Annotated in this window: 19 protein-coding genes; 12 read left to right on the top strand and 7 right to left on the bottom strand. The window is 68.1% G+C overall.

The features are described 5' to 3' along the window. Positions 1–18: 18 nt before the first annotated feature. From LK542_RS07635 to LK542_RS07620, 4 genes are all read right to left on the bottom strand, one after another. Entirely contained in the window at positions 19–222 is a 204-nt protein-coding gene (locus tag LK542_RS07635; protein ID WP_227803095.1) for a cold-shock protein, read from the bottom strand. A gap of 333 nt (positions 223–555) precedes the next feature. Then, entirely contained in the window at positions 556–921 is a 366-nt protein-coding gene (locus LK542_RS07630; RefSeq protein WP_227811424.1) for an Hpt domain-containing protein, read from the bottom strand. Positions 922–940: 19 nt separating this feature from the next. After that, a complete protein-coding gene (gene upp / locus LK542_RS07625; RefSeq protein ID WP_227803097.1) occupies positions 941–1,591 on the bottom strand; it encodes a uracil phosphoribosyltransferase in 651 nt (216 codons plus the stop codon). Positions 1,592–1,718: 127 nt separating this feature from the next. After that, a complete protein-coding gene (locus LK542_RS07620) occupies positions 1,719–3,371 on the bottom strand; it encodes an isovaleryl-CoA dehydrogenase (RefSeq protein ID WP_227811423.1) in 1,653 nt (550 codons plus the stop codon). 320 nt (positions 3,372–3,691) lie between these two features. Here LK542_RS07620 and LK542_RS07615 point away from each other — a divergent pair, with 320 nt between their 5' ends. Together LK542_RS07615 and LK542_RS07610 are read left to right on the top strand one after the other, a co-directional pair. Further along, positions 3,692–5,425 carry a bifunctional diguanylate cyclase/phosphodiesterase gene (locus LK542_RS07615; RefSeq protein WP_227803099.1) on the top strand — a complete coding sequence of 578 codons (1,734 nt, stop codon included), beginning with the start codon at positions 3,692–3,694 and terminating at the stop codon, positions 5,423–5,425. Beyond that, entirely contained in the window at positions 5,425–6,915 is a 1,491-nt protein-coding gene (locus tag LK542_RS07610; protein WP_373889585.1) for an HDOD domain-containing protein, read from the top strand. The genes LK542_RS07615 and LK542_RS07610 overlap by 1 nt, the downstream gene beginning before the upstream one ends. A gap of 217 nt (positions 6,916–7,132) precedes the next feature. Here the strand turns inward: LK542_RS07610 and aroC are convergent, their stop codons facing one another. Then, positions 7,133–8,227: a chorismate synthase gene (gene aroC, locus LK542_RS07605; RefSeq protein ID WP_227811422.1), complete on the bottom strand. Its 1,095-nt coding sequence runs from the start codon at positions 8,225–8,227 to the stop codon at positions 7,133–7,135. Positions 8,228–8,432: 205 nt separating this feature from the next. On the opposite strand from aroC, the gene LK542_RS07600 reads away from it, so the two are divergent. Next, a complete protein-coding gene (locus LK542_RS07600; RefSeq protein WP_227811421.1) occupies positions 8,433–10,700 on the top strand; it encodes an EAL domain-containing protein in 2,268 nt (755 codons plus the stop codon). Positions 10,701–10,767: 67 nt separating this feature from the next. On the opposite strand, the gene LK542_RS07595 is transcribed toward LK542_RS07600, so the two are convergent. Next, positions 10,768–11,220 carry a CBS domain-containing protein gene (locus tag LK542_RS07595; protein ID WP_227803103.1) on the bottom strand — a complete coding sequence of 151 codons (453 nt, stop codon included), beginning with the start codon at positions 11,218–11,220 and terminating at the stop codon, positions 10,768–10,770. Between the two features lie 182 nt (positions 11,221–11,402). On the opposite strand from LK542_RS07595, the gene LK542_RS07590 reads away from it, so the two are divergent. The 3 genes from LK542_RS07590 to LK542_RS07580 are packed head-to-tail and all read left to right on the top strand — an operon-like array spanning position 11,403 to position 13,850. Beyond that, the gene (locus LK542_RS07590; RefSeq protein WP_227811420.1) at positions 11,403–12,713 is read left to right on the top strand and encodes an O-acetylhomoserine aminocarboxypropyltransferase; all 1,311 of its coding nucleotides are present in this window, start codon (positions 11,403–11,405) and stop codon (positions 12,711–12,713) included. Between the two features lies 1 nt (position 12,714). Next, positions 12,715–13,548 carry an alpha/beta fold hydrolase gene (locus tag LK542_RS07585; protein ID WP_227811419.1) on the top strand — a complete coding sequence of 278 codons (834 nt, stop codon included), beginning with the start codon at positions 12,715–12,717 and terminating at the stop codon, positions 13,546–13,548. Continuing rightward, positions 13,545–13,850: a DUF962 domain-containing protein gene (locus LK542_RS07580; RefSeq protein ID WP_227811418.1), complete on the top strand. Its 306-nt coding sequence runs from the start codon at positions 13,545–13,547 to the stop codon at positions 13,848–13,850. The genes LK542_RS07585 and LK542_RS07580 overlap by 4 nt, the downstream gene beginning before the upstream one ends. Positions 13,851–13,857: 7 nt before the next feature. Here LK542_RS07580 and LK542_RS07575 read toward each other — a convergent pair whose 3' ends face one another. Next, entirely contained in the window at positions 13,858–15,207 is a 1,350-nt protein-coding gene (locus tag LK542_RS07575; protein WP_374040125.1) for a YihY family inner membrane protein, read from the bottom strand. A gap of 64 nt (positions 15,208–15,271) precedes the next feature. On the opposite strand from LK542_RS07575, the gene wrbA reads away from it, so the two are divergent. From wrbA to LK542_RS07545, 6 genes are read left to right on the top strand one after another with little or no spacing between them, the layout of a single operon-like run. Continuing rightward, positions 15,272–15,880 (top strand): NAD(P)H:quinone oxidoreductase, encoded by a 609-nt coding sequence (gene wrbA, locus LK542_RS07570; RefSeq protein WP_227803107.1) that lies wholly within the window; start codon positions 15,272–15,274, stop codon positions 15,878–15,880. Beyond that, positions 15,880–16,278 carry a DUF2069 domain-containing protein gene (locus tag LK542_RS07565; RefSeq protein ID WP_227803108.1) on the top strand — a complete coding sequence of 133 codons (399 nt, stop codon included), beginning with the start codon at positions 15,880–15,882 and terminating at the stop codon, positions 16,276–16,278. Before wrbA ends, LK542_RS07565 begins: the two co-directional genes overlap by 1 nt. Further along, positions 16,271–17,695 carry an FAD-binding oxidoreductase gene (locus tag LK542_RS07560; RefSeq protein WP_227811417.1) on the top strand — a complete coding sequence of 475 codons (1,425 nt, stop codon included), beginning with the start codon at positions 16,271–16,273 and terminating at the stop codon, positions 17,693–17,695. Before LK542_RS07565 ends, LK542_RS07560 begins: the two co-directional genes overlap by 8 nt. Before the next feature lie 13 nt (positions 17,696–17,708). After that, positions 17,709–18,152, top strand: coding sequence for a DUF4124 domain-containing protein (locus LK542_RS07555; protein ID WP_227811416.1), 444 nt, complete (start codon positions 17,709–17,711; stop codon positions 18,150–18,152). Beyond that, positions 18,140–20,701 carry an FtsX-like permease family protein gene (locus LK542_RS07550; RefSeq protein ID WP_227811415.1) on the top strand — a complete coding sequence of 854 codons (2,562 nt, stop codon included), beginning with the start codon at positions 18,140–18,142 and terminating at the stop codon, positions 20,699–20,701. The genes LK542_RS07555 and LK542_RS07550 overlap by 13 nt, the downstream gene beginning before the upstream one ends. Beyond that, on the top strand, positions 20,701–21,771 hold the full coding sequence (locus LK542_RS07545; RefSeq protein ID WP_227811414.1) for a carotenoid 1,2-hydratase: 1,071 nt from the start codon (positions 20,701–20,703) through the stop codon (positions 21,769–21,771). Before LK542_RS07550 ends, LK542_RS07545 begins: the two co-directional genes overlap by 1 nt. The last annotated feature ends 18 nt before the right edge of the window (positions 21,772–21,789 follow it).

The following is a 21,789-nucleotide window of genomic DNA, read 5'->3' as shown; positions in this document are numbered from 1 at the left end:
ACTATCGCTGGAGAGCGATTACAGCGGCTGGATGTTCGCGGCCTGCTTGCCCTTCGGGCCAGTGGTCACGTCGAACGACACGCGCTGGTTCTCTTGCAGCGATTTGAAGCCGTTGGTCTGGATAGCCGAGAAGTGAGCGAACAGATCTTCGCCGCCTTCATCAGGGGTGATGAAGCCGAAACCCTTCGAGTCATTGAACCATTTAACGATGCCAGTTGCCATTACAATTTCCTATTTCAGTTAAGTTGGGCTTACGCCCGTTTAAGATCGTTTGAAGAAGCAAGAAAGGAATGACAGACAGACTGCACTACTACCTACAACCCAACGATCCCGCATTATACCGAATAAAATCGGTGCGACACGCACTTCGCAAAATAAATAAGCGCGTAACCGCAACAATTCCCATAAAAATTCCTATGTTCAACTTTTATGGGGGCGTTTTTGAATCGGCACACGAAAAACTATAGGCCAACGAGTGGATGGAAATTTGCGCCGGATCAAACGATTCAGCAGTGACTTATTGCGCACGCGCATTATCCCCAGCGCAAAACGGGCTTAGGCGCCTTTGGGGATGTCGGCCAGGCCACGCGGATTGTGCTGCGCCGCCGCCACGAACTGCGCCAGTTCGCCGACCCAGGCTGACCAGTCGCTGGCAGCAACCTGTTCGAAGGCGGTCAGCACCCGCAGGCGCTGTTCGAGCGCGCGGGCGTGCTGGCCGAGGCCGCGGTAGCCGAAGGTGGCGGCGGAGCCGGCCAAGGTGTGCAGCATCGCCTGCAGCTCGGCCGCGCTTGCTGCCGGCGCCGCCGGGTCGAGCCCGGCGGCCAGCAGCCCGAGGCGCTCGAGCACGGCAGGCAGTTTATCGGCGAAGCTGGCGTTCGCCGACGCCAGGCGCGAGAAGAACTGCTGGTCCGCCCCGTGCATGGTCGCCGTCCCGTCGGGCTTATTTGGTGCCGAAGATGCGGTCGCCCGCATCGCCCAGGCCCGGCACGATGTAGGCGTCTTCGTTCAGGTGCGAGTCGAGGGAGGCGACATACACCTTCACGTCCGGATGGGCCTTGTGGAACACCTCGATGCCTTCCGGCGCAGCCACCAGCGCCAGGAACAGGATCTGGTCGCTGGAGACGCCGCGCTTCTTCAGCACGTCGACGGCATGCACCGCCGAATTGCCGGTCGCAACCATCGGATCGCACAGGATGAAGGTGCGCTCGTTGGTATCCGGCAGGCGCACCAGGTATTCGACCGGCTCGTGGGTGTCCGGGTCGCGGAACACGCCGATGTGGCCGACGCGCGCCGATGGCACCAGTTCCAGCAGGCCGTCGCTCATGCCGATGCCGGCACGCAGGATCGGCACGATGGCCAGCTTCTTGCCGGCGATGACCGGCGCCTCGATGGTCACCAGCGGGGTCTGCACGGTGCGGGTGGTGAGCGGCAGGTCGCGCGTGATCTCATACCCCATCAAGAGCGTGATTTCCCGCAGCAGCTCGCGGAAGGTGCGCGTCGAGGTGTCGTGCTCGCGCATGTGCGACAGCTTGTGCTGGATGAGCGGGTGGTTCAGGATGAAGAGGTTGGGAAAGCGCGGATCTTGTTTCATGGTGTATGTCAAACGGGATGGGTGTGAAGCGTCAACCGGCATTATCCCAGCCGCGCGCCCGTTTGTCCCTTCTTTTTATGCACATTTCGACAAGAATCGGCCCGCGGCCACGCTTTGTCCTTCGTACTCAGGTCACCAGGGTGCGCGCCAGGATCGCCGCGCAGTCGGTGCCGGCCGGCAGCCGGCCGAAGGCGCCGCCCGGTTCGCGCGCGACGCGCGAGGCGACGAAAGCGTCCGCCACGTAGCCCGGCGCATGGCGCAGCAGCAGCGCGCCCTGCACCGCCAGCACCAGGCGCTCGGCCAGGCGGCGCGCCCCGCCCTCGTCCTGCACCAGCGCCGGCAGCTCGTCCAGCAAGGCTTCGGCACAGGCGGCGAAGCGCGGGTCGAGTCCGGCCGCCGGCATCAGTTCCGCGGCCAGCGCCGCGCCTGCCTCCGGCAGCGACTTGCCAAGGGCGCGCAGCAGGTCCAGGCACATCACGTTGCCGGACCCCTCCCAGATCGAATTCACCGGCAGTTCGCGATAGATGCGCGCCAGCGGTCCGTCCTCGACATAGCCGTTGCCGCCCATGACTTCCATCGCCTCGGCACCGAAGGCCGGGCCGCGCTTGCAGATCCAGTACTTGCCGGCCGCGGTCAGGATGCGGCCGAGCAGGGCCTCGGCCGGATCGTCCGGCTGGTCGAAGCAGCGCGCCAGGCGCAGCGCAAACGCGGTGGCCGCCTCGGATTCGAGCGCGAGGTCGGCCAGCACGTTCTGCATCAGGGGCTGCTCGCTGAGCACGCGCCCGAACACATTGCGTCCGCGCGCGTGGTGCAGCGCATGGCACAGGGCCGCGCGCATGATGCCGGCGCTGCCCAGCACGCAGTCGAGCCGGGTGTAGCCCCCCATTTCGAGGATGGTCGGAATGCCGCGGCCCGGGGCGCCGATCATCCAGCCGTGGGCGCCGTGGAATTCGACTTCGGACGAGGCGTTCGAGCGGTTGCCCAGCTTGTCCTTCAGGCGCTGCACGCGGATCGCGTTGCGGCTGCCGTCGGGGAGGTAACGCGGCACGAAGAAGCAGGAAAGTCCGGCGCTGCCACCTGCGTCGGTCTGGGCCAGGATCAGGTGCGCATCGGCCTGCGGCACCGAGAAGAACCATTTGTGGCCGACGATGCGCCAGGCCCCGTCGCCGCCGAGTATCGGTTCGGCGCGCGTGGTATTGGCGCGCACGTCGCTGCCGCCCTGCTTTTCCGTCATGCCCATGCCGACCAGGGCGCCGCGCTTGTGCGACACCGGCAGCGAGCGCGGGTCGTACTCGTTCGAGAGGATCTTCGGCAGCCACTGCTCCGCCAGCGCGGGCGCGCGGCGCAGCGCCGGCACCGAAGCGAAGGTCATCGTCACCGGACACTGCACGCCGTTTTCCACCTGGCCGAACAACAGGTACTGGGCCGCACGCGCCACCTGCGCACCCGGCCGCGGCGCGCGCCAGGGCGCGGCGTGGGCGCCGGCGCCCACCAGCAGGGACATCAGCTGGTGCCAGGCCGGGTGGAATTCGATTTCATCCACGCGCCTGCCGCTGCGGTCGTAGCTCATCAGGCGCGGCCCGTTGGCATTGGCCACCCGCGCCAGCTCGAGGATCTCGGCGCGGCCCAGCTCAGCACCGAGCGCATCGAGTTCCGCACCGGCCCAGCCGGCGCCCTCGCGTTCGACCGCCTCCCGAAGTGCCGGGTCACACCGGAACAGGTTCACGTCTGCGAAGGGGGCGGCCTGGTTGAGCACTTCATGGGTGTCGAAGGAATTCATCGTGTGTCTCTCGCGGTTGGGTGTTGCAACCAAGCATCATTCCAGGAGCATTCCGGGGCCAATGTGAGGCCGAGAATTTGCTAACTATAAAGAATCGGCGACAATACCTGCATACGTCCTGCTTGTCGAGGCAACAAGACGCTAGCGCAAAGAAGGCAGCGGGGCAAGCCGCTGAGCCAGCGCAAAGATGATCGGCGCTTGTGATTTTTAATGCCTTTCAGAATCTTTCAGTGCTACATTGACCCTCGGTTTGGTAGACTTGCATGGTTTACACGTGGCCTGTCAGCGCGTCCCAGCAACAAGAAGGCAGACATTAAAGAATGCACACCAGTTCCACCGCCGCCAAGTTCGAGCCGCGCAAGCAGCCATCCGGGCTGCTCGACAGCCTGCTCGAAGCCGCCGGCGACATCGTGCTCCGCGTCACCCTGGGTGGCCAGGTGCGCGCCGCAAGCCGCCGCGCCTTGAGCCTGACCGGGGTGGAGATCGACGGCCGCCCGGTAGTCTCGCTGGTCCATGACGTCGACCAGCCGGCCCTGCGCAACGCCCTGGTGAGCACCGGCGCGAACGGCGGCGCGAACGTGGTCGAGGCGCGCTTCCGCTGCGGCGAGCGCGATATCTGGTTCGAGCTGCGCATCGGCCTGCTGGCATCCGGCGACGACGCCCCGCTCCTGATCATCGGCCGCGACATGTCGGCCCAGCACGCCACCGAAGAGCGCCTGCGCCACATGGCGACCCACGACGCGCTGACCGAGTTGCCCAACCGGGTCCTGCTGTCCGACCGCATCCGCATGGTGATCGCCAACGCGCGCCGTTCCGGCCAGGGTTTTGCGGTCGCCACCATCGGCCTGGACGGCTTCAAGAAGGTCAACGATGGCCTCGGCCACGCAATCGGCGATGCGGTGCTGCGCATGGCCGCCGGCCGCCTGCGCCGCACCCTGCGCGACAGCGACACCCTGGCGCGTGTCGGCGGCGACGAGTTCGTCGCGGTGCTGCCGGGATCGAGCAACGAGCCGCAGATCAAGCTGGTCACCGGCCGCCTGATGGCGGCGCTGCAGTCGCCGTTCGAGATCGACGGCCACACCATCTACCTGGCCGGCTCGATCGGCGTGGCGACCTATCCCGAGCATGCGGAAGACGAAGTGCGCCTGGTGACCCTGGCCGACACCGCGATGTCGCGCGCCAAGGAGACCGGCAAGGCGCGCGCCGTCACCTACAGCCCGCGCGACCAGGGCCCGCCCGAACACGACATCTCGCTCGAGGCCGCGATGTTCAACGCGGTGCGCGAAGGCGAATTCCAGCTCTACTACCAGCCGATCGTCGACGCGCGCAACCGCACCATCGAGGGCTTCGAGACCCTGATGCGCTGGAAGCACCCGACCCTCGGCATGGTGCCGCCGGTGCGCTTCATCCCGATCGCCGAAACCAATGGCCTGATCAACCTGCTGGGCGCCTGGGCCCTGAAAGCGGCCTGCATGCAGATCCGCCAGTTCGAGGAAGTGGCCGGCCGCGAGCTCTACATCTCGGTCAACATCAGCCCGCGCCAGTTCAGGAGCGACAAGTTCCTCACGGTGCTCGACGATGCGCTGGCCCTGTCCGGCACCCCGGGCAGCAAACTCGTGCTCGAGATCACCGAGGGCACGCTGATGGTCGACCCGGTGCATGCCGAGTCGGTGCTGGCCAAGATGGCCGAACGCGGCGCGCGCATCGCGATCGACGACTTCGGCACCGGCTATTCCAGCCTGGCTTACCTGAAGCGCTTCCCGATCTCGGTGCTGAAGGTCGACCGCGCTTTCGTCAAGGACCTGCCGGGCGCCGAGAAGGACGCCGCGATCTGCAACGCCGTGCTCGACCTGGCCAAGCACCTCGACCTGTCGGTGGTAGCCGAGGGCGTCGAGACCGAAGCGCAGCTGGCCTGGCTCGACAAGCTGGGCTGCCACTACGTGCAGGGCTACCTGACCGGCAAGCCGATGCCGGCCCACGTCGCCGTGGCCGCGCTCACCGAGAATCTTTATACCGAATTACTGCCGCACGACCTCCCGGCGGGCAAACCATGATGACTTCAAGCGACACCCCCCGCTCGCCACGCGCCGACGCCACCCTCTCCCTGCTGTGGGAACGCACCCGCAGGCAGGGCGACATGCCGGGCTTCACCAAGGCCATCAACGCGATCCTGGCCTCGATGCGCGGCGAGGACGAGCGCGAATTCTCGATGACCCAGACCGTGCTGTCGGACCCGGTCCTGACGCAGAAGGTACTCCGCCTGGCCAACAGCGGCATGTATTCCGCCTTCGGCCAGCGCATCAACACCGTGTCGAAAGCCGTGCTGGTGCTGGGCACCGAGGCGATCGGCCACCTGGCCCTGGGTCTGAAGCTGATCGAGGAACTGGCCAAGTCCACGCCCGACACCGAGACCGCCCACATCGAGATGGAAAAGGCGGTGCTGGCCGGGATGGTGGCCCAGCAGGTAGCCGCCAGCGCCGTCTCGCGCGATCCGGAAGAAGCCGTGGTCTGCTCGATCCTGCATTCGCTGGGCCGCATGATGGTCACCTTCTACATGCCGGAGCGCTGGAGCCAGCTGCGCGAGAGCGCGGGCGCCGGGCGCGAGGAAACGGCAGCCGAAGCCATCCTCGGCCTGTCGCTGGAAGCGGTCGGCCGCGCCACCGCCGAGCACTGGGGCCTGCCGCGCAACCTGATCGCCGGCATGCGCCGCATCGAGCCGCGCGAGCGCGAAGACGGCTTCGGCCACGACGACTGGCTGGCCGCCCTCGGCACCATGTCGACCCAGGCCGCCGACGCGCTGTGGCACGACGACGAGGCCGCGGGCGAGCGCGTGGCCGCGCTGGCAGAGAGCTTCGCGCCGATGCTGGGCGTGGAGGCAGCTAGCCTGGTCGGCGCGATCGGCAAGGCGCGCGAAAGCGCCGCCTCCGACCTGAGCATCGCCCCGCTGGCGAAACCCGCCGAGAAGCGCGCCAAGCTGGCGGCCGCCACGCGCAAGCGCATGGCCGGCAACAAGGTCTTGATGAGCGGCGTGGCCGACATGCGCGACGCCGGCGTGAGCGCGACCCCGGGCCAGATGATGTCGATGGCGCTCGAGACCATCCACAAGGGCCTGTCCTTCACCCGCTCGTTCGCCTTCCTGCGCAACCGCCGCGAAGGCAGGTACGCGGCGCGCCTGGGCCTGGGCGAAGGCAGCAAGGCGCTGCTTCCGAACCTGGTGTTCGACGACGGCTACGAACCCAATGTCTTCCATGCGGCGCTCGGCAGCGACCGCGTGATCTTCATCGAGAACGCCCGCGACGCCAAGTTCGCGGCCAAGCTGCCCGGCTGGTGGAAAGGCACCCTGAGCGACGCGCGCTGCTTCGTCGTGATCCCGCTGTGCGCGCACGGCCAGCCGGCCGGCTTCATCTACGGCGAATGGGACGACAGCTTCCCGCAGGTGGTGCTGAGCCAGACCGAGTTCTCGCTGCTGAACGACCTGCGCGGGCTGGTGGTGCGGACGGTGGAGAGGCGGCACCAGGTGGAGGCGGTGGCGACACGGGTGTGATTCTGCACAGCCGCAGCCCGTGCCTTAGTTAGTACCGCTAGCCTAAAGACCGTCATCCCGGCGCAGGCCGGGATCCAAGTTCGTTCCGCCCCCAGCAACACATCCGCGAAGCGCCGCCACTGAGCTACGGAATTGGATCCCGGCCTTCGCCGGGATGACGTTGGTTAAAGCTGATGGACGATAGAACCGAGCGGCTTCGGTTAGGCCGCACAAGACCTCACCCCAGCGTCGGCGTCCCCACCTTCACATCCCCGCACTGCGCCCGGTGCATCAGCGCGTGGTCGATCAGCACCAGCGCCAGCATCGCTTCCGCGATTGGGGTCGCCCGGATCCCCACGCAGGGATCGTGCCGGCCGAAGGTTTCGACCATGACCGGATTGCCTTCCTTGTCGATCGAACGGCGCGGCGTGCGGATCGAGGACGTGGGCTTGATCGCAATCGACACCGTGATGTCCTGCCCGGTCGAGATCCCGCCCAGCACCCCGCCCGCGTTGTTGCCGACGAAGCCTTCCGGCGTCAGTTCGTCGCCGTGCTCCGAGCCCTTCTGGGCGACCGAGCCGAAGCCCGCGCCGATCTCGACGCCCTTGACCGCATTGATGCCCATCATCGCGTAAGCGATGTCGGCATCGAGCTTGTCGTAGATCGGCTGGCCCCAGCCCACCGGTACGCCGCGTGCCACCACATCGATGCGGGCGCCGATCGAGTCGCCGGCGCGGCGCAGTTCGTCCATCGCCGCTTCCATGCGCGCCAGCAGGTCGGCGTCGGCGCTCGCCGCGAAGAAGGGATTGGCATGCACGTGTTCGAAGGACTGGAACGGCACCTCGATGTCGCCCAGCTGGCGCATGCAGCCGAAGAACTCGGTGCCGTACTGCTCGCGCAGCCACTTTTTCGCCACCGCGCCGGCGCCGACCACGGGCGCGGTCAGGCGCGCCGACGAGCGGCCGCCGCCGCGCGGGTCGCGCACGCCGTACTTGTGCCAGTAGGTGTAGTCGGCGTGGCCGGGACGGAAGGAATCGAGGATGTTGCCGTAGTCCTTGCTGCGCTGGTCTTCGTTCGGAATCAGGAGCGCGATCGGTGTGCCGGTCGTGACGCCCTGGTACACGCCCGACAGGATCTGCACCCGGTCCGCTTCCTGGCGCTGGGTCACGTGGCGCGAGGTGCCGGGCTTGCGACGGTCAAGCTCGGGCTGGATGTCGGCTTCGCTCAAGGCCATGCCCGGCGGGCAGCCATCGATGACGCAGCCGATGGCCGGGCCATGCGACTCGCCGAAGGTGGTGACGGAGAACAGCTTGCCGAAGGAGTTGCCGGACATGGTGGTCGATCTGTGGAAGTCGTGGGTTTGTCATTCTACCAGTCCCGCGCCGCCCCGGCCTTGTAGGCCCTTTTCTGTTACTTTAGTAGTAAATAGTTGCCGCATGGATACATATTTGTTGTTTCGGCCTCTTTGGGGCTTCCATTGTGGCAACAGGCGGATATACTGGATGCATCAAAAGCCAGCCAAACTGGAGAAGTAGCGCATGTCTGCCCCGATGCCGCCCACCGGCAAACCGACGGACGCCCCGGCCGACGGAGACGACCTGGTCTTCGTGGACGAGGCGGACGCGACCTCGTTCGCGGGCACCAGGGCAGTCTGGCGCATCCTGGTCGTCGACGATGACGCCGACGTGCACTCGACCACCACCTTCGCCCTGAAGAATGTCGAGATGCAGGGCCGGCCGCTGGCTTTCCTGCACGCCTACACGGCCGAGGAAGCCCGCGCCATCCTGCAGCAGCAGCCCGACATCGCCGTGATTCTGCTCGACGTGGTGATGGAGCGTCCCGACGCCGGCCTGCAGCTGGTGCGCAGGATTCGCGAAGAGCTGGGCATGATCGAGGTCCGCATCATCCTGCGTACCGGCCAGCCGGGCTATGCGCCGGAACTCGAGGCCATCCGCGGCTACGACATCAACGATTACCGCACCAAGTCCGAACTCACCCGCACCAAGCTGTACACCGCGGTCGCCGCGGCGGTGCGCTCCTACCAGCAGCTGCGCGCCCTCGACGCCAGCCGCGCGGGCCTCGAGCAGATCGTCTCGGCCGGCGCCCACCTGATGACCCTGCACGGGGTGCGCGACGTGGCCCAGGGCGTGCTGCGCCAGGCCGCCGCCCTGCTCGGCCAGGAGAGCGCAGGCGTGTTGTGCGTGCGCGAGAGCGGCCAGGGCCGCCCGGACGTGCTGCACGTGGTCGCCGCCACCGGCGAGCAGGCCGCACTCGAAGGACGCGAACTCAGTCCGCTGCGCCATGCGGCGCTGGCCAGCGTGGCCGGACGCACCCTGGCCACGCGCGCCGGCATCCACGCCGACGGCTGGCTGTCGCTGCACTTCCCGGGCAAGGCGGGACGCGACTTCGCCGCCTGCATCCCGTTCGCGCGCCCTGCTTCCGACATCGAACGGCGCCTGCTCGACGTCTTCGCCAGCGTGGTCGCGGTGGGCCTCGACAACGTGGAACTCGTGACCCACCTGAACCAGGCCGCGTTCCGCGACCAGCTTACCGGCCTGCCGAACCGCACCCGCCTGGTCGAACTGATCGACGCGATGCTGGCCAGCCCGCAGCGCGGCAATGCCACCCTGGCCCTGGTCGATCTCGACCACTTCGCCGAGACCAACGACGCGCTCGGCCACCACTTCGGCGACCTGCTGCTGGTGTCGGTCGGCAAGCGCCTCAAGTCGCGCCTCGATCCGCGCCTGCAGGTGGCGCGCATCGGCGGCGACATCTTCTGCGTGCTGGGCGACGCCGGCGCGGTGCAGCCGGCCTCGATCCAGGCGCTGTTCCGCGTGCCCTTCCACATCGACGGCCAGGACGTGCAGGTCTCCGCCACGCTCGGCCTGGTGCGCCTGGTGGAACACGACGGCAGCGGCGCCGATGCGCTGAAGGACGCCGACATCGCGCTCAAGCGCGCCAAGTCGCAGCAGCGCGCCGGCCACTTCTATTTCTCGCGCAGCATGGGAGTCGAGATCCGCGAGCGGGTGCGCATGATGCACGCGTTGCGCAGCGGCTTCCAGCGCGGCGAACTGTTCCTCGCCTACCAGCCCCAGGTCGACCTGGCGAATAACCGCGCCTTCGGTGCCGAGGCGCTGCTGCGCTGGCGCACCGAGGATGGACGCCTGGTGGGGCCGGACCGCTTCATCCCGATCGCCGAGTATTCCGGGCTGATCGTCGACATCGGCGAATGGGTGCTGCGCCAGGCCCTGATGGAGCTGGTGCGCCTGCGCGCGGCCGGGCATGAGCGCTTCACGATGTCGGTGAACGTCTCGCAGGTGCAGTTCCGCCATCCGCATTTCGTGGAGATGCTGCGCCGCGCGCTCGACGACACCGGCGCGCCGCCCGAATACGTGGAACTGGAGATCACCGAATCGATGGCGATGGAAGAGCCGGCCCTGCTGGTCGAGAAGCTGGCCCAGGTCAAGCGCACCGGCGTGTCGATCGCGATCGACGACTTCGGCACCGGCTTTTCCTCGCTCTCGCACCTGCAGCGGCTGCAGGTGGACCGGCTCAAGATCGACCGCACCTTCGTTACCGAGATCACGGGGTCGGCGCGCGGCAGCAGCATCGCGGAAATGGTGATCCAGCTGGGCCGCAACCTGGGCCTGTCGGTGATCGCGGAAGGGGTCGAGGACGAACGCCAGGCGCACATCCTGCGCTCGCTGGGCTGCCCGCTGGCGCAGGGCTTCCTGTTCTCGCGCCCGCTGTCGCCGCAGGCGCTGCTGGAGTGGCTGGGCAACCAGTCGCTGATCGAAGCGGCGTAGATCGCTGCGCGGGCGGCAAACCCGCCCACCCTACAAAACCGGGTACCCGGTTGCGGCGCCGGTTACGTCAGTCTTCGGCGCTTTGTTCGGCCGGCCAATCGCGGATATAGGCCTTGAGCATGCGGTTCTCGAAGCTCTGCGCTTCCAGCACCGCCCTGGCGACGTCGTAGAACGAGATCACGCCCAGCAGGGTGCGGGCATTCATCACGGGCAGGTAGCGCGCGTGCTTTTCCAGCATGATGCGGCGCACTTCGTTGACTTCGGTATCCGGGGTCACGGTGATCGGGCTGTCGTCCATCACCTTGCGCACGGTGCCCGAACCGAGGGCGCCGCCCTGGGCGTTCAGTTCCTTGATCACTTCACGGAAGGTCAGCATGCCGACCAGGTCGCCGTATTCCATGACGACCAGCGAGCCGATGTCCTTTTCCGCCATCGTGGCCGCCGCCTGTACCAGCGGCATGTCCGGCGTGACGGTATAGAGGATTTCGCCCTTCACCTGCAGGATCTCGGAGACTTTCATGGTGGCCACCCCGTCCGGTTGGTTGGTGATTTCAGCAATATTTGTATAACTCATAACTCCGACTGTAGCCGATGCCCGCCAAAAAATCCAGCATTGCACCAAAGCAGGGATGAGCCGGTGTTGCGGCGCCTTAAATAAGTGCTACGATGCGCCCCATCGCGTTTCATGGATGAGCAAAGACGATGAGCGGTTCCCCCTACCCCGGCTTCGACACGCTGGCCCTGCATGCCGGTAGTAGCCCCGACCCGGCCACCGGCGCGCGCGCCACGCCGATCCATTTCACCTCGTCCTTCGCCTTCCGCGATTCAAGCCATGCGGCCGCCCTGTTCAACATGGAGCGCGCCGGCCACGTGTACTCGCGCATCTCGAACCCGACCAATGCGGTGCTGGAAGAGCGCATCGCCGCCCTCGAAGGCGGCGTGGCCGGCATCGCCACCGCCAGCGGCCAGGCCGCGATGCACCTGGGCCTGGCGACCATCGCCGGGGCCGGCTCGCACATCGTCGCTTCCAGCAGCCTGTACGGCGGCGCCCACAACCTGCTGCACTACACTCTGCGCCGCTTCGGCATCGAGACCACTTTCGTGAACCCGCGCGACCTGGACGCCTGGCGCGCCGCGATCCGCCCGAACACAAAAGTGCTGTACGGCGAAACCCTGGGCAACCCGGGCCTGGACGTGTTCGACATCCCGGCAATCGCCGCCCTCGCCCACGAGCACCACCTGCCGCTGATGGTGGACGCGACCTTCACCACGCCATACCTGCAGCGCCCCTTCGAGCTGGGCGCCGACCTGCTGTTCCATTCCGCCACCAAGTTCCTGTGCGGGCACGGCACCGCGATCGGCGGCCTGCTGGTGGACGGCGGCACCTTCGACTGGGACGCGGCCCACGCCGCCAGCGGGCGTTTCCCGGAACTGTGCGAACCCTACGAGGGCTTCCACGGCATGGTGTTCGCGGAAGAGTCGACCGTCGCCCCGTTCGCGTTGCGCGCGCGGCGCGAAGGCCTGCGCGACTTCGGCGCGGCGATGAGCCCGCACAACGCCTTCGCCATCCTGCAGGGCATCGAGACCCTTGGCCTGCGCATGGAGCGCCACGTGGCCAATACGCGCCGCGTGGTCGAGTTCCTGGCCAGCCACCCGGCAGTGGAATCGGTGTCGTATCCCGAGCTGGACTCGCATCCGGATCACCTCCTCGCGCAAAAGCTGCTGCCGAAGGGCTGCGGCGCCGTGTTCACCTTCGACCTGAAGGGCGACCGCGCGGCGGGCCGGCGCTTTGCCGACAGCCTGCAGGTGTTCTCGCACCTGGCCAACGTCGGCGACGCAAAGTCGCTGGTGATCCACCCGGCTTCGACCACCCATTTCCGCGTCCCGCCGGAGCAGCTGGCCGCGACCGGCGTCCGGGAAGGCACGATGCGCCTGTCGGTCGGCCTGGAAGACGCGGACGACCTGATCGACGACCTGAAGCGCGGGCTCAAGATTGCCCAGAAGGGAGCCTGAGATGCAGTTCGACATGGATGGCGCGAGCGCCTATGCCTACACCGGCGGCAAGCCTTTCGACCCGGCCTTGCCGACGGTCGTCCTGATCCATGGCGCCCAGAACGACCATTCGGTCTGGGCCCTGCAGAGCCGCTACCTCGCGCACCATGGCCACTCGGTGCTGGCGGTCGACCTTCCGGGCCATGGCCGCAGCAGCGGCCCGGCCCTGACCAGCATCGGGGAGATGGCCGACTGGCTGCTGGTCGTGCTGGATGCGGCAGGCGTGCGCCGTGCCATCCTCGCGGGACACAGCATGGGCTCGCTCATCGCGCTGGAAGCGAGCCGCCGCGCGCCGGACGTGGTCGCGGCCCTGGCCCTGCTCGGCACCACCTATCCGATGAAGGTCTCGGACACGCTCCTGCAAACCGCGCGCGACGACGAGGAAGCGGCGATCGACATGGTCAACGCCTGGTCGCACTCCTCGATCGCGCACAAGCCCTCTTGCCCGGGCCCGGGCTTTTCGGTGATGGGCGGCGCGCGGCGCCTGATGCAGCGCATGTCGGCCCGCAACCCGGCGCAGCTGTTCTACACGGATTTCGCGGCCTGCAACAGCTACGCCGAGGGCGAAGCGGCGGCGAGCGCCGTGCGCTGCCCGGTCCTGTTCGTATTCGGCAAGAAGGATGTGATGACGCCGCCCCGCTCGACAAAACTGCTGACCGCAGCGATGGCCCATGGCACAATCGTCCACGTGGACGCCGGCCACCAGATGATGGCCGAGGCGCCCGACGCGGTGCTCGACGCCCTGGCCGGCTTCGCCGCGTCGATCAAACCAATGGAGACGCAGGAGACCCCATGACGGCCCGCTACGCCAGCTTTGCGGAGTTCTATCCCTACTACCTGACCCAGCACGCCGACCGGCGCTGCCGCCGCGCCCACTTCATCGGCACCTCGTCGGCGATCGCGGCGATCGCCCAGTACATCGACAGCCTGAACGCCTGGTGGCTGCTGTTCGCGGTCGTGAGCGGCTACGGCGGCGCCTGGATCGGCCACTTCTTCTACGAGAAGAACAGGCCGGCCTCGTTCTCCCAGCCCTGGTACTCGTTCCGCGCCGATTGGGTGATGTACTGGCAGATGCTGACCGGGAAGCTGAGCTGGTAAGAGCCCGTCAGCCTGGGGCCGCGAAGTGCTCGGCCAGGGTCTGCTCCAGTCCCTGCTCGACCGCGCTTTCCACCTGGCGCGCCAGCGCCGCCGTGTCGAGCGCCAGCGGCGTGGCCGGCACCGGCTCGTCCGTCGCTGCGGCGTCGAACACGAACAGCCGGTAGACCTCGGCCAGCCGCAGCCTGGCCGGGTCCACCAGCAGCACCCAGTTGTCGACGTTCTGGCGCAGGCCGCGGCCCCAGCCTGCCCGCAAGGGCAACTCCTCCTGCACCCGCCCGACCCAACCGGCCGCCACCATCTTCTCGAGCAGCATGCCCATCTCGTCGTAGCCGATGCGGGTATGCGCCCGGATCGCCGCCGAGGACACCAGGCTGGTGCCGGTCACGCGCGAATTGCCGTGCAAGACTTTCAGCACCGCCATCGCATCGACAAAGGCACTGCCCAGGCTCGGCTGGTGTTTCCAGCGCTCGTACTTCACCACCGGCAACGCCGCCGCCAGCACCGCGCCCACCAGGGTGATCAGCCAGGACAGGTACATCCACACCAGGAACAGCGGCAGCGCCGCCAGCGCGCCGTAGATGATGGCGTAGGTCGGAAACTGGCGGATGAACAGGGCGAACAGGCGCTTGGCGATCTCGAACGCGATCGCCGCCGCCAGCCCGCCCCAGACCGCGTCGCGCCAGTACACGCGGCGATTCGGCACCGCCATGTAGAGCAGCGTATAGGCGCCCGTGCTCAATACCACCGACACCACCGTGTAGAACAGCGTGCCGAGGAAAGGCAGACTCCGGGTCAGGCCGCCGGTCGCCGTGAACAGCTGGGAGGTTGCGCTCAGGGACAGGCCGAACAGGATCGGCCCCAGCGAGATCAATGCCCAGTAGACCAGCACCCGCTGCGACCACGGGCGCGGGCGGCGCACACCCCAGATCTGGTTGAAGGCGCGCTCGATCATGCCCATCATGGTCGTGGTGGTCAGCAGCAGGAGCACCGCACCCAGCAGCGACAGGCCCTTGGCCTTGCTGGCGAACTGGGTCAGGTTGGCGCTGATCGTATTGGCGATCGCCTTCGGCATCAGGGTCTGGACGAACCAGGTGTCGAGCGCCGTGCGCAGCTGGCCGAACACCGGGAAAGTGGTCAGGATCGCCAGCACGATGGTCAAGAGCGGCACCAGGGCCAGGGTCGTGGTGAAGGTCAGGCTCCCTGCTACCTGGGGCAATTTTTCTTCGCGCAGGCGGCGCCGGGCGAAGCGCAGCAGGTCGCGCGTCTCGCCCAGGGTCAGGCCGCGGGCGCGGTCGACGCCGAGGGCCAGCATGTCCGAGGTGGTGCGCGACAGGGAGTGTACGGTTTTGGAAATCATCCGGCGTTACGATTCGCCCCGCGAAGGGCATGTCAATTGAGCAAAGCGCCCTATAATACCAACGATGAATGACACCTTGACCATCCTCGTGCTGTACTACTCGCGCCACGGCGCCACCCGCAAACTGGCAGAACTGGTCGCCCAGGGCATCGAAAGCGTGCCCGGGGCCGAGGCGCGCCTGCGTACCGTGCCCGCCGTGTCGGCAGTCAGCGAGGCCACCGCGCCCGCCATTCCGCTCGAGGGGGCGCCCTATGTCGAGCTGGAAGACCTGCGCGAGTGCGCCGGCCTCGCGCTCGGCTCGCCGACCCGTTTCGGCAATATGGCCTCAAGCGTCAAGTACTTCCTCGATGGCACCGCGGCCGACTGGGTCAACGGCACCCTGTCCGGCAAGCCGGCGGTCGTGTTTACGTCCACCGGCAGCCTGCACGGCGGCCAGGAATCGACGCTGCTGTCGATGATGATACCGTTGTTGCACCATGGCATGCTAGTGATGGGCCTGCCTTATTCGCATCCTGAACTCATGAACACCGCCAGCGGCGGCAGCCCCTACGGCGCCTCGCACTGGGCCGGCGCCGACGGCAAGCGCGCCCTCACCGAGGACGAGCGGGTGCTCGCCATCGCCCTGGGCAAACGTCTGGCCCTGGCCGCGGTCAAACTGCAGGGAATGCACTGATGGATACCGCAAAAGTCTTTCATGCAGGCGCGATCGCGAGCCTGATCTGGCTGATCGGCTGGCTGGTCGCCTGGGAAGTGTTCGTGGCGCCCCTGCATCCGGGCGGGTCGCTGCTTGCGCTCAAGGCTCTGCCCCTGCTGCTGCCGCTGCGCGGCGTGATCAAGCGCGACCTGTACACGCTGCAATGGTCGTCGATGGTCATCCTGATCTATTTCGCCGAAGGCGTGGTACGCGCCTGGGCCGACACCTCGCCCGCCTCGCGCGTCATGGCGGCCGGCGAGATCGCGCTGGTGTTCGTCTACTACGCCTGCGCCCTGCTGTTCCTGCACCCCTACAAGAAAGAAGCCAAGCGCCTGGCCAAGGAACTGCTCGACAAGGTCAAAGTCCCGCATGACTGATTCGCTGCTGGGCCACGAATTGTTGCCCACATTGCGCGCGCTGGTGGGCGAGGCGCACCTGGTCACGGACCCGCCCGCCATGGCGCCCTACCTGGCCGACTGGCGCGGCCGCTTCACCGGGCGCGCCCGCGCCGTCGTGCTCCCTGCCGATACCCATGAGGTGGCGAAGGTGGTCGCGGCCTGCGCCGCCGCGCGCGTGCCCATCGTGCCCCAGGGCGGACGCACCGGCCTGGTGCTGGGCAGCGTGCCCGACGCCAGCGGCACGGCCATCGTCCTGTCGCTGCGGCGCCTGAACCGGATCCGCGACATCGACGCCGCCAACCGCACCATGACGGTCGAGGCCGGCTGCATCCTGGCCGACATCCAGGAGGCGGCGTCAGGCGCCGGCATGCTGTTTCCGCTCTCGCTGGCGGCCGAAGGCAGCTGCACCATTGGCGGCAACCTCTCGACCAATGCCGGCGGCACCGCGGTGCTGCGCTACGGGAACACGCGCGAGCTGTGCCTGGGCCTGGAAGTGGTCACGGCCCAGGGCCAGCTCTGGGACGGCCTGCGCGCCCTGCGCAAGGACAATACCGGCTATGCGCTGCGCGAGCTCTTCATCGGCGCCGAGGGCACGCTGGGCGTGATCACCGCCGCCGTGCTCAAGCTCTACCCGCAGCCGCGCGCGGCGCTCACCGCCCTGGTCGCACTCGACTCCCCCGCCGGCGCGCTGGCCCTGCTGTCGCTGCTGCAGCAGCGCTGCGGCGCCGCGCTGACCGGCTTCGAATTGATGTCGGACTTCTGCCTGCGCCTGGTGGCGCGCCAGTTCCCCGACCTGCCGCGGCCCTTCGCCACGCATTACCCGCACTATGCGCTGGTCGAGCTGTCGAGCAACGACTCGGAAGACGGCGCCGCCGAGCTGGTCGAAACGAGCGTCGGGGCCGCGCTCGACGCCGGCGTGGCCCTTGACGCCGTGCTCGCGACCTCGGTGGCGCAGTCGCTCGGCCTGTGGAAGCTGCGCGAGCACATCCCGCTGGCCCAGGCCGCGGCCGGCAAGAACATCAAGCACGACATCTCGCTGCCCGTCTCCAGTATCCCGGCCTTTCTCGAGCGCACCGATGCGGCCCTGCAAGCGGCCTTTCCGGGATGCCAGGTCGTGTGCTTCGGTCACTTGGGCGACGGCAACCTGCATTACAACGTCGCGCCGCCCGAAGGGATTGGCCACGACAGCTTCCTGGCCCACCAGGACGCCGTCAACCGCATCGTGCACGACAGCGTCGCCGCCATGCGGGGTTCGATCTCGGCCGAACACGGCGTGGGGGCGCTCAAGCGCGACGAGCTGCCGCGCTATAAGCCGGCAGTCGAGCTGGACATGATGCGTGCCATCAAGGCCGCCCTGGACCCGCTCGGCATTATGAACCCTGGCAAAATTCTGTGACCGGGGGATATCCATGTTGAAGCATGTTCTTGCGGCGGCGCTCTGGCTCCCCGCCGGGGCCGCGACGGCCGACACCATCTACAAATGCAATGAAGGCGGCCGGATCAGCTACCACGACCGGCCTTGCGGCCAGAACGCCGTCGCCCTCAAGGTGCAGACGCCCGCGCCGGCGCCGGAAGCGCTCGATCGCCTCGCGCGCGAACGCGCCATGCTGCAGGAAATCGAAGACGCCAGGCTGGCGCGCGACGAACAGGAAGCGCGCGCCGGCGCCCGCGCCGAGCGCCTGCGCCAGGCCGCTTCAAGCCAGAAGCGCCGCTGCGACAAGCTGCGCCTGCAGCAGAAGTGGCTCGAGGAAGAGGAGGCGCGCACACGGCGCGACGCCGACCAGGGCAGCGAGCGTGCCCGATCGAAAGCGAGGCGCCAGGCGGAGCTGCTGGCGGTGGAATGTCCGGCCTGAGTCCCCATCCCACGCTGCTGGCGCGCTGGCTGCTGTTCGGCGAGTGGCGCGCCCATCCCGTGCGCGCCCTGCTGGCGATCGCCGCCATCGCGGTCGGCGTCGCGATGGGCTTTGCCATCCACCTGATCAACGCCGCCGCCTTCAACGAATTCTCGGCCGCCGTGAAAAGCCTGTCCGGCCAGGCCGACGTCCAGGTCGCCGGGCGCGAACCTCTGTTCGACGAAGCCGTCTATGCGCGCCTCGCCGCCCACCCCGAAGTCGCCGTGGCTTCGCCCGTGCTGGAACTGTCGGCCGGCCTCACCCATGCCCAGGGCGCACTGCGCATCGTCGGCATCGATGCCTTCCGCGCCGGTTTCATCGCGCCCGACCTGACCGGCGTGCCGCAGGAAGGCCGCATGCTGGATGTGCTGGCCGACGACGCGGTCTTCCTGTCGCCCGCCGCCCTGGCCTGGCTCGGCAAGCGCCCGGGCGACAGCATCGTGCTGCGCGCCGGGACGGCAGACGTCAGGCTACGCGTGGCCGGCCAGGTGGCGCGCGCCCGCGCCGGCCAGCGTATCGCGGTGATGGACATCGGCGCCATGCAGTGGCGCTTCCGGCAGCTGGGCCGCCTGTCGCGCATCGACCTGAAGCTGCGCGACGGCGTCGACCGCACGCGCTTCCAGCGTACCCTGGCGGCGGACCTGGCGGCTGCCTACCCGGGCCGCTTCACGGTGCGCCAGCCGAACGATGGCGACCAGGAACAACGCAACGCCAACCTGAGCCGCGCCTACCGCGTCAACCTCACCGTGCTGGCGCTGGTCGCCCTGTTCACCGGGGCCTTCCTGGTGTTCTCGACCCAGGCCTTGTCCGTGATGCGGCGGCGCAGCCAGTTCGCGCTGCTGCGCGTACTGGGACTCGAACGCGGCCAGCTGCTGCGCCAGGTGCTGCTCGAAGGCGCCAGCCTGGGTATAGTCGGCGCCCTGCTCGGCGTGGCCGGCGGCTATGCGCTGGCGGCGCTGGCTTTGCATTTCTTCGGCGGTGACCTCGGCGCCGGCTACTTCCCCGGCATCCGGCCGCGGGTCGCCTTCACGCCGCTCGCGGCCGCGGTGTTCTTCGGACTCGGCCTTGGCGTGGCCCTGCTCGGCTGCCTGGCGCCGGCCATGGAAGCGGCGCGCGCACGCCCGGCGGTGGCGATCAAGTCGGGCGCCGACGAAGCCGCACTAATGCGCCTCTCGCGCGTGTGGCCGTCGCTGGTGTGCCTCGCACTCGCCGGCGTGCTGGCCTTTGCGCCGCCGGTGTTCGAACTGCCCCTGTTCGGCTACCTGGCGATCGCCCTGCTGCTGGTCGGCGGTATCGGCCTGATGCCGCGCCTGGCCGCGCTCTCCTTCCGACGCATGGAAAGCCTGGCCCTGCGCAGCCGGCGCATGCCGCCGGTGCTGGTGCTGGCGCTGTCGCGGCTGGCCAACGCCCCGGGCCAGGCCTCGATCGCGCTGGGCGGGGTGCTGGCCAGCTTCAGCCTGATGGTGGCGATGGGCATCATGGTGGCCAGCTTCCGGGTTTCGGTGGACGACTGGATGGGCCACATCCTGCCGGCCGACCTGTATGTCCGCACTGCGGCCGGCGGCAATACCGGCTTTCTCAGCCCTCAGCAGCAGGCGGCGCTGGCCTCGACGCCTGGGGTGGCGCGCGCCCAGTTCCTCCGCACCCGCCCGGTCTCGCTGTCGCCGGACCGGCCCAACGTGGTGCTGATCGCGCGCGACATCGACGCGCGGGATCCCGGGAGCCTGCTGTTCCTGGTGGGTGAGACTGCCCCCGTGCCGGCGAGCGCGCGTCCGGCCTGGGTGTCGGAAGCCCTGCTCGACCTGTACGGCGCGCGCGTGGGCCAAGCCTTGACGCTGCCCCTGGGCGGGGGCCAGGCCGAGTTTTTTGTCGCCGGCGTCTGGCGCGACTACGCCAACCAGGCCGGTTCCGTGGTGATCCGCCTGCAGGACTACCGAGCGCTCACCGGCGAGGCCGAAGTCACGGATGCGGCCCTGTTCGCGGCGCGCGGCAGCAGCGCCGAGGCGCTGGAGGGAGCGGTGCGCGCCCTGCCCTTCGGACCCGCGCTGCAGATGATGTCGGCGGGCGACATCCGCGCCGCCAGCCTGAAGATCTTCGACCGCAGCTTTGCCGTCACCTACCTGCTGGAGGCGATCGCCATTGCGATCGGACTATCCGGGGTGGCCGCCAGCTTCTCGGCCCAGACCCTGGCGCGCTCAAAGGAATTCGGCATGCTGCGCCACGTCGGCGTCACCCGCCGCCAGGTGCTGGGCATCCTTGCCTTCGAAGGCGGTTTTCTCACGCTGCTGGGCGTGGCCTGCGGCTTCGCACTGGGACTGGTCATCAGCCTGATCCTGGTTTATGTTGTGAATCCCCAGTCCTTCCACTGGACGATGGGGCTCTACCCGCCGTGGCCCCTGCTGGGGAGCGTCGCGGCGGTGCTGGTGGCGGCGTCGATCGCCACCGCGCTGGTGTCGGGACGCTATGCGCTGTCGGGTGGTCCGGTACGCGCGGTCAGGGAGGATTGGTGATGCGGGGTGTGCTGTTCGGCTTGATGATGCTGCTGTGCGGGTGGGTCCACGCGGATCCGCCGACGTTCGCGCCGGTCACGCCCGGCGTGGCCTTGAGCTTCCCGCGCGACTTCGGCGCCCATCCGGAATTCCGTACCGAGTGGTGGTATGCCACCGGCTGGGTGGACACGCCCGAGGGCAAGCCGCTCGGCTTCCAGGTCACCTTTTTCCGCAGCCGCACCGAACACGATCCGAACAACCCGAGCGCCTTCGCCCCGCGCCAGCTGGTGATCGGCCACGCGGCCCTGTCCGACCCGGAGCTGGGCCGGCTGGTGCACGACCAGAAGAGCGCGCGCGAAGGCTTCGGCCTGGCCTGGGCGCGCACCGGCAACACCGACCTCAAGCTCGACGACTGGCGCATGGTGAGGGAAAGTTCGGGCGCCTACCGCGTCACCATCCGCTCCAGCGAACTGACGCTGGAGCTGCGCCTGCAGCCCACCCAGCCGGTGCTGGTGCAGGGCGAAGGCGGCTACTCGCGCAAGGGCGCCAGCCCGCAGCACGCCAGCCATTACTACAGCGAGCCGCAGCTGAAGGTCAGCGGCAGGATCGGCCGTGCCGGCAGCCAGCCGGTGGCGGTCACGGGCAGCGCCTGGCTGGATCACGAATGGTCGAGCGAAGCGCTGCAGCCCGAGGCCACCGGCTGGGACTGGATCGGGGTGAACCTCGACGATGGCGGGGCCCTGATGGCATTCCAGATCCGGGCCCGGCAAGGTGGTAAACTATGGGCGCACGCTACGGTGCGCGATGCCGCGGGCAAGGTGACCCGCTACGCGCCCGACCAGGTGAGTTTCACCCCCACCGCGCGCTGGAAGTCGCCGCGCACCAATGCCGAGTATCCGGTGGCCCAGGAGGTGGCGACCGGCAGCTTGCGCTGGCAGCTCACTCCCCTGCAGCAAGACCAGGAACTCGACTCGCGCCGCTCGACCGGCGCGGTGTACTGGGAAGGCGCGGTGACCGTGAGCCGCGCCGGCAAGCGCGTGGGGCGCGGCTACCTGGAAATGACGGGCTACGTGCGCCCGATGAAGCTTTGAACAAAGAAGAAACAAGAA

Source organism: Massilia sp. IC2-477, from assembly GCF_020707265.1.
GTDB lineage: Bacteria > Pseudomonadota > Gammaproteobacteria > Burkholderiales > Burkholderiaceae_D > Telluria.
Note: the sequence above shows the minus strand (reverse complement) of the source record. Positions and strands in the feature narration are given on the sequence as shown.

Coding starts and splice junctions, on each gene's coding strand:
- LK542_RS07560 (WP_227811417.1), top strand. CDS start 16,271: ATGACTGATTCGCTGCTGGGCCACGAATTGTTGCCCACATTGCGCGCG.
- LK542_RS07620 (WP_227811423.1), bottom strand. CDS start 3,371: ATGAATTCCTTCGACACCCATGAAGTGCTCAACCAGGCCGCCCCCTTC.
- LK542_RS07600 (WP_227811421.1), top strand. CDS start 8,433: ATGTCTGCCCCGATGCCGCCCACCGGCAAACCGACGGACGCCCCGGCC.
- LK542_RS07545 (WP_227811414.1), top strand. CDS start 20,701: ATGCGGGGTGTGCTGTTCGGCTTGATGATGCTGCTGTGCGGGTGGGTC.
- LK542_RS07580 (WP_227811418.1), top strand. CDS start 13,545: ATGACGGCCCGCTACGCCAGCTTTGCGGAGTTCTATCCCTACTACCTG.
- wrbA (WP_227803107.1), top strand. CDS start 15,272: ATGAATGACACCTTGACCATCCTCGTGCTGTACTACTCGCGCCACGGC.
- LK542_RS07555 (WP_227811416.1), top strand. CDS start 17,709: ATGTTGAAGCATGTTCTTGCGGCGGCGCTCTGGCTCCCCGCCGGGGCC.
- aroC (WP_227811422.1), bottom strand. CDS start 8,227: ATGTCCGGCAACTCCTTCGGCAAGCTGTTCTCCGTCACCACCTTCGGC.
- LK542_RS07635 (WP_227803095.1), bottom strand. CDS start 222: ATGGCAACTGGCATCGTTAAATGGTTCAATGACTCGAAGGGTTTCGGC.
- LK542_RS07565 (WP_227803108.1), top strand. CDS start 15,880: ATGGATACCGCAAAAGTCTTTCATGCAGGCGCGATCGCGAGCCTGATC.
- LK542_RS07575 (WP_374040125.1), bottom strand. CDS start 15,207: ATGATTTCCAAAACCGTACACTCCCTGTCGCGCACCACCTCGGACATG.
- LK542_RS07595 (WP_227803103.1), bottom strand. CDS start 11,220: ATGAAAGTCTCCGAGATCCTGCAGGTGAAGGGCGAAATCCTCTATACC.
- LK542_RS07550 (WP_227811415.1), top strand. CDS start 18,140: ATGTCCGGCCTGAGTCCCCATCCCACGCTGCTGGCGCGCTGGCTGCTG.
- LK542_RS07615 (WP_227803099.1), top strand. CDS start 3,692: ATGCACACCAGTTCCACCGCCGCCAAGTTCGAGCCGCGCAAGCAGCCA.
- LK542_RS07610 (WP_373889585.1), top strand. CDS start 5,425: ATGACTTCAAGCGACACCCCCCGCTCGCCACGCGCCGACGCCACCCTC.
- LK542_RS07630 (WP_227811424.1), bottom strand. CDS start 921: ATGCACGGGGCGGACCAGCAGTTCTTCTCGCGCCTGGCGTCGGCGAAC.
- upp (WP_227803097.1), bottom strand. CDS start 1,591: ATGAAACAAGATCCGCGCTTTCCCAACCTCTTCATCCTGAACCACCCG.
- LK542_RS07585 (WP_227811419.1), top strand. CDS start 12,715: ATGCAGTTCGACATGGATGGCGCGAGCGCCTATGCCTACACCGGCGGC.
- LK542_RS07590 (WP_227811420.1), top strand. CDS start 11,403: ATGAGCGGTTCCCCCTACCCCGGCTTCGACACGCTGGCCCTGCATGCC.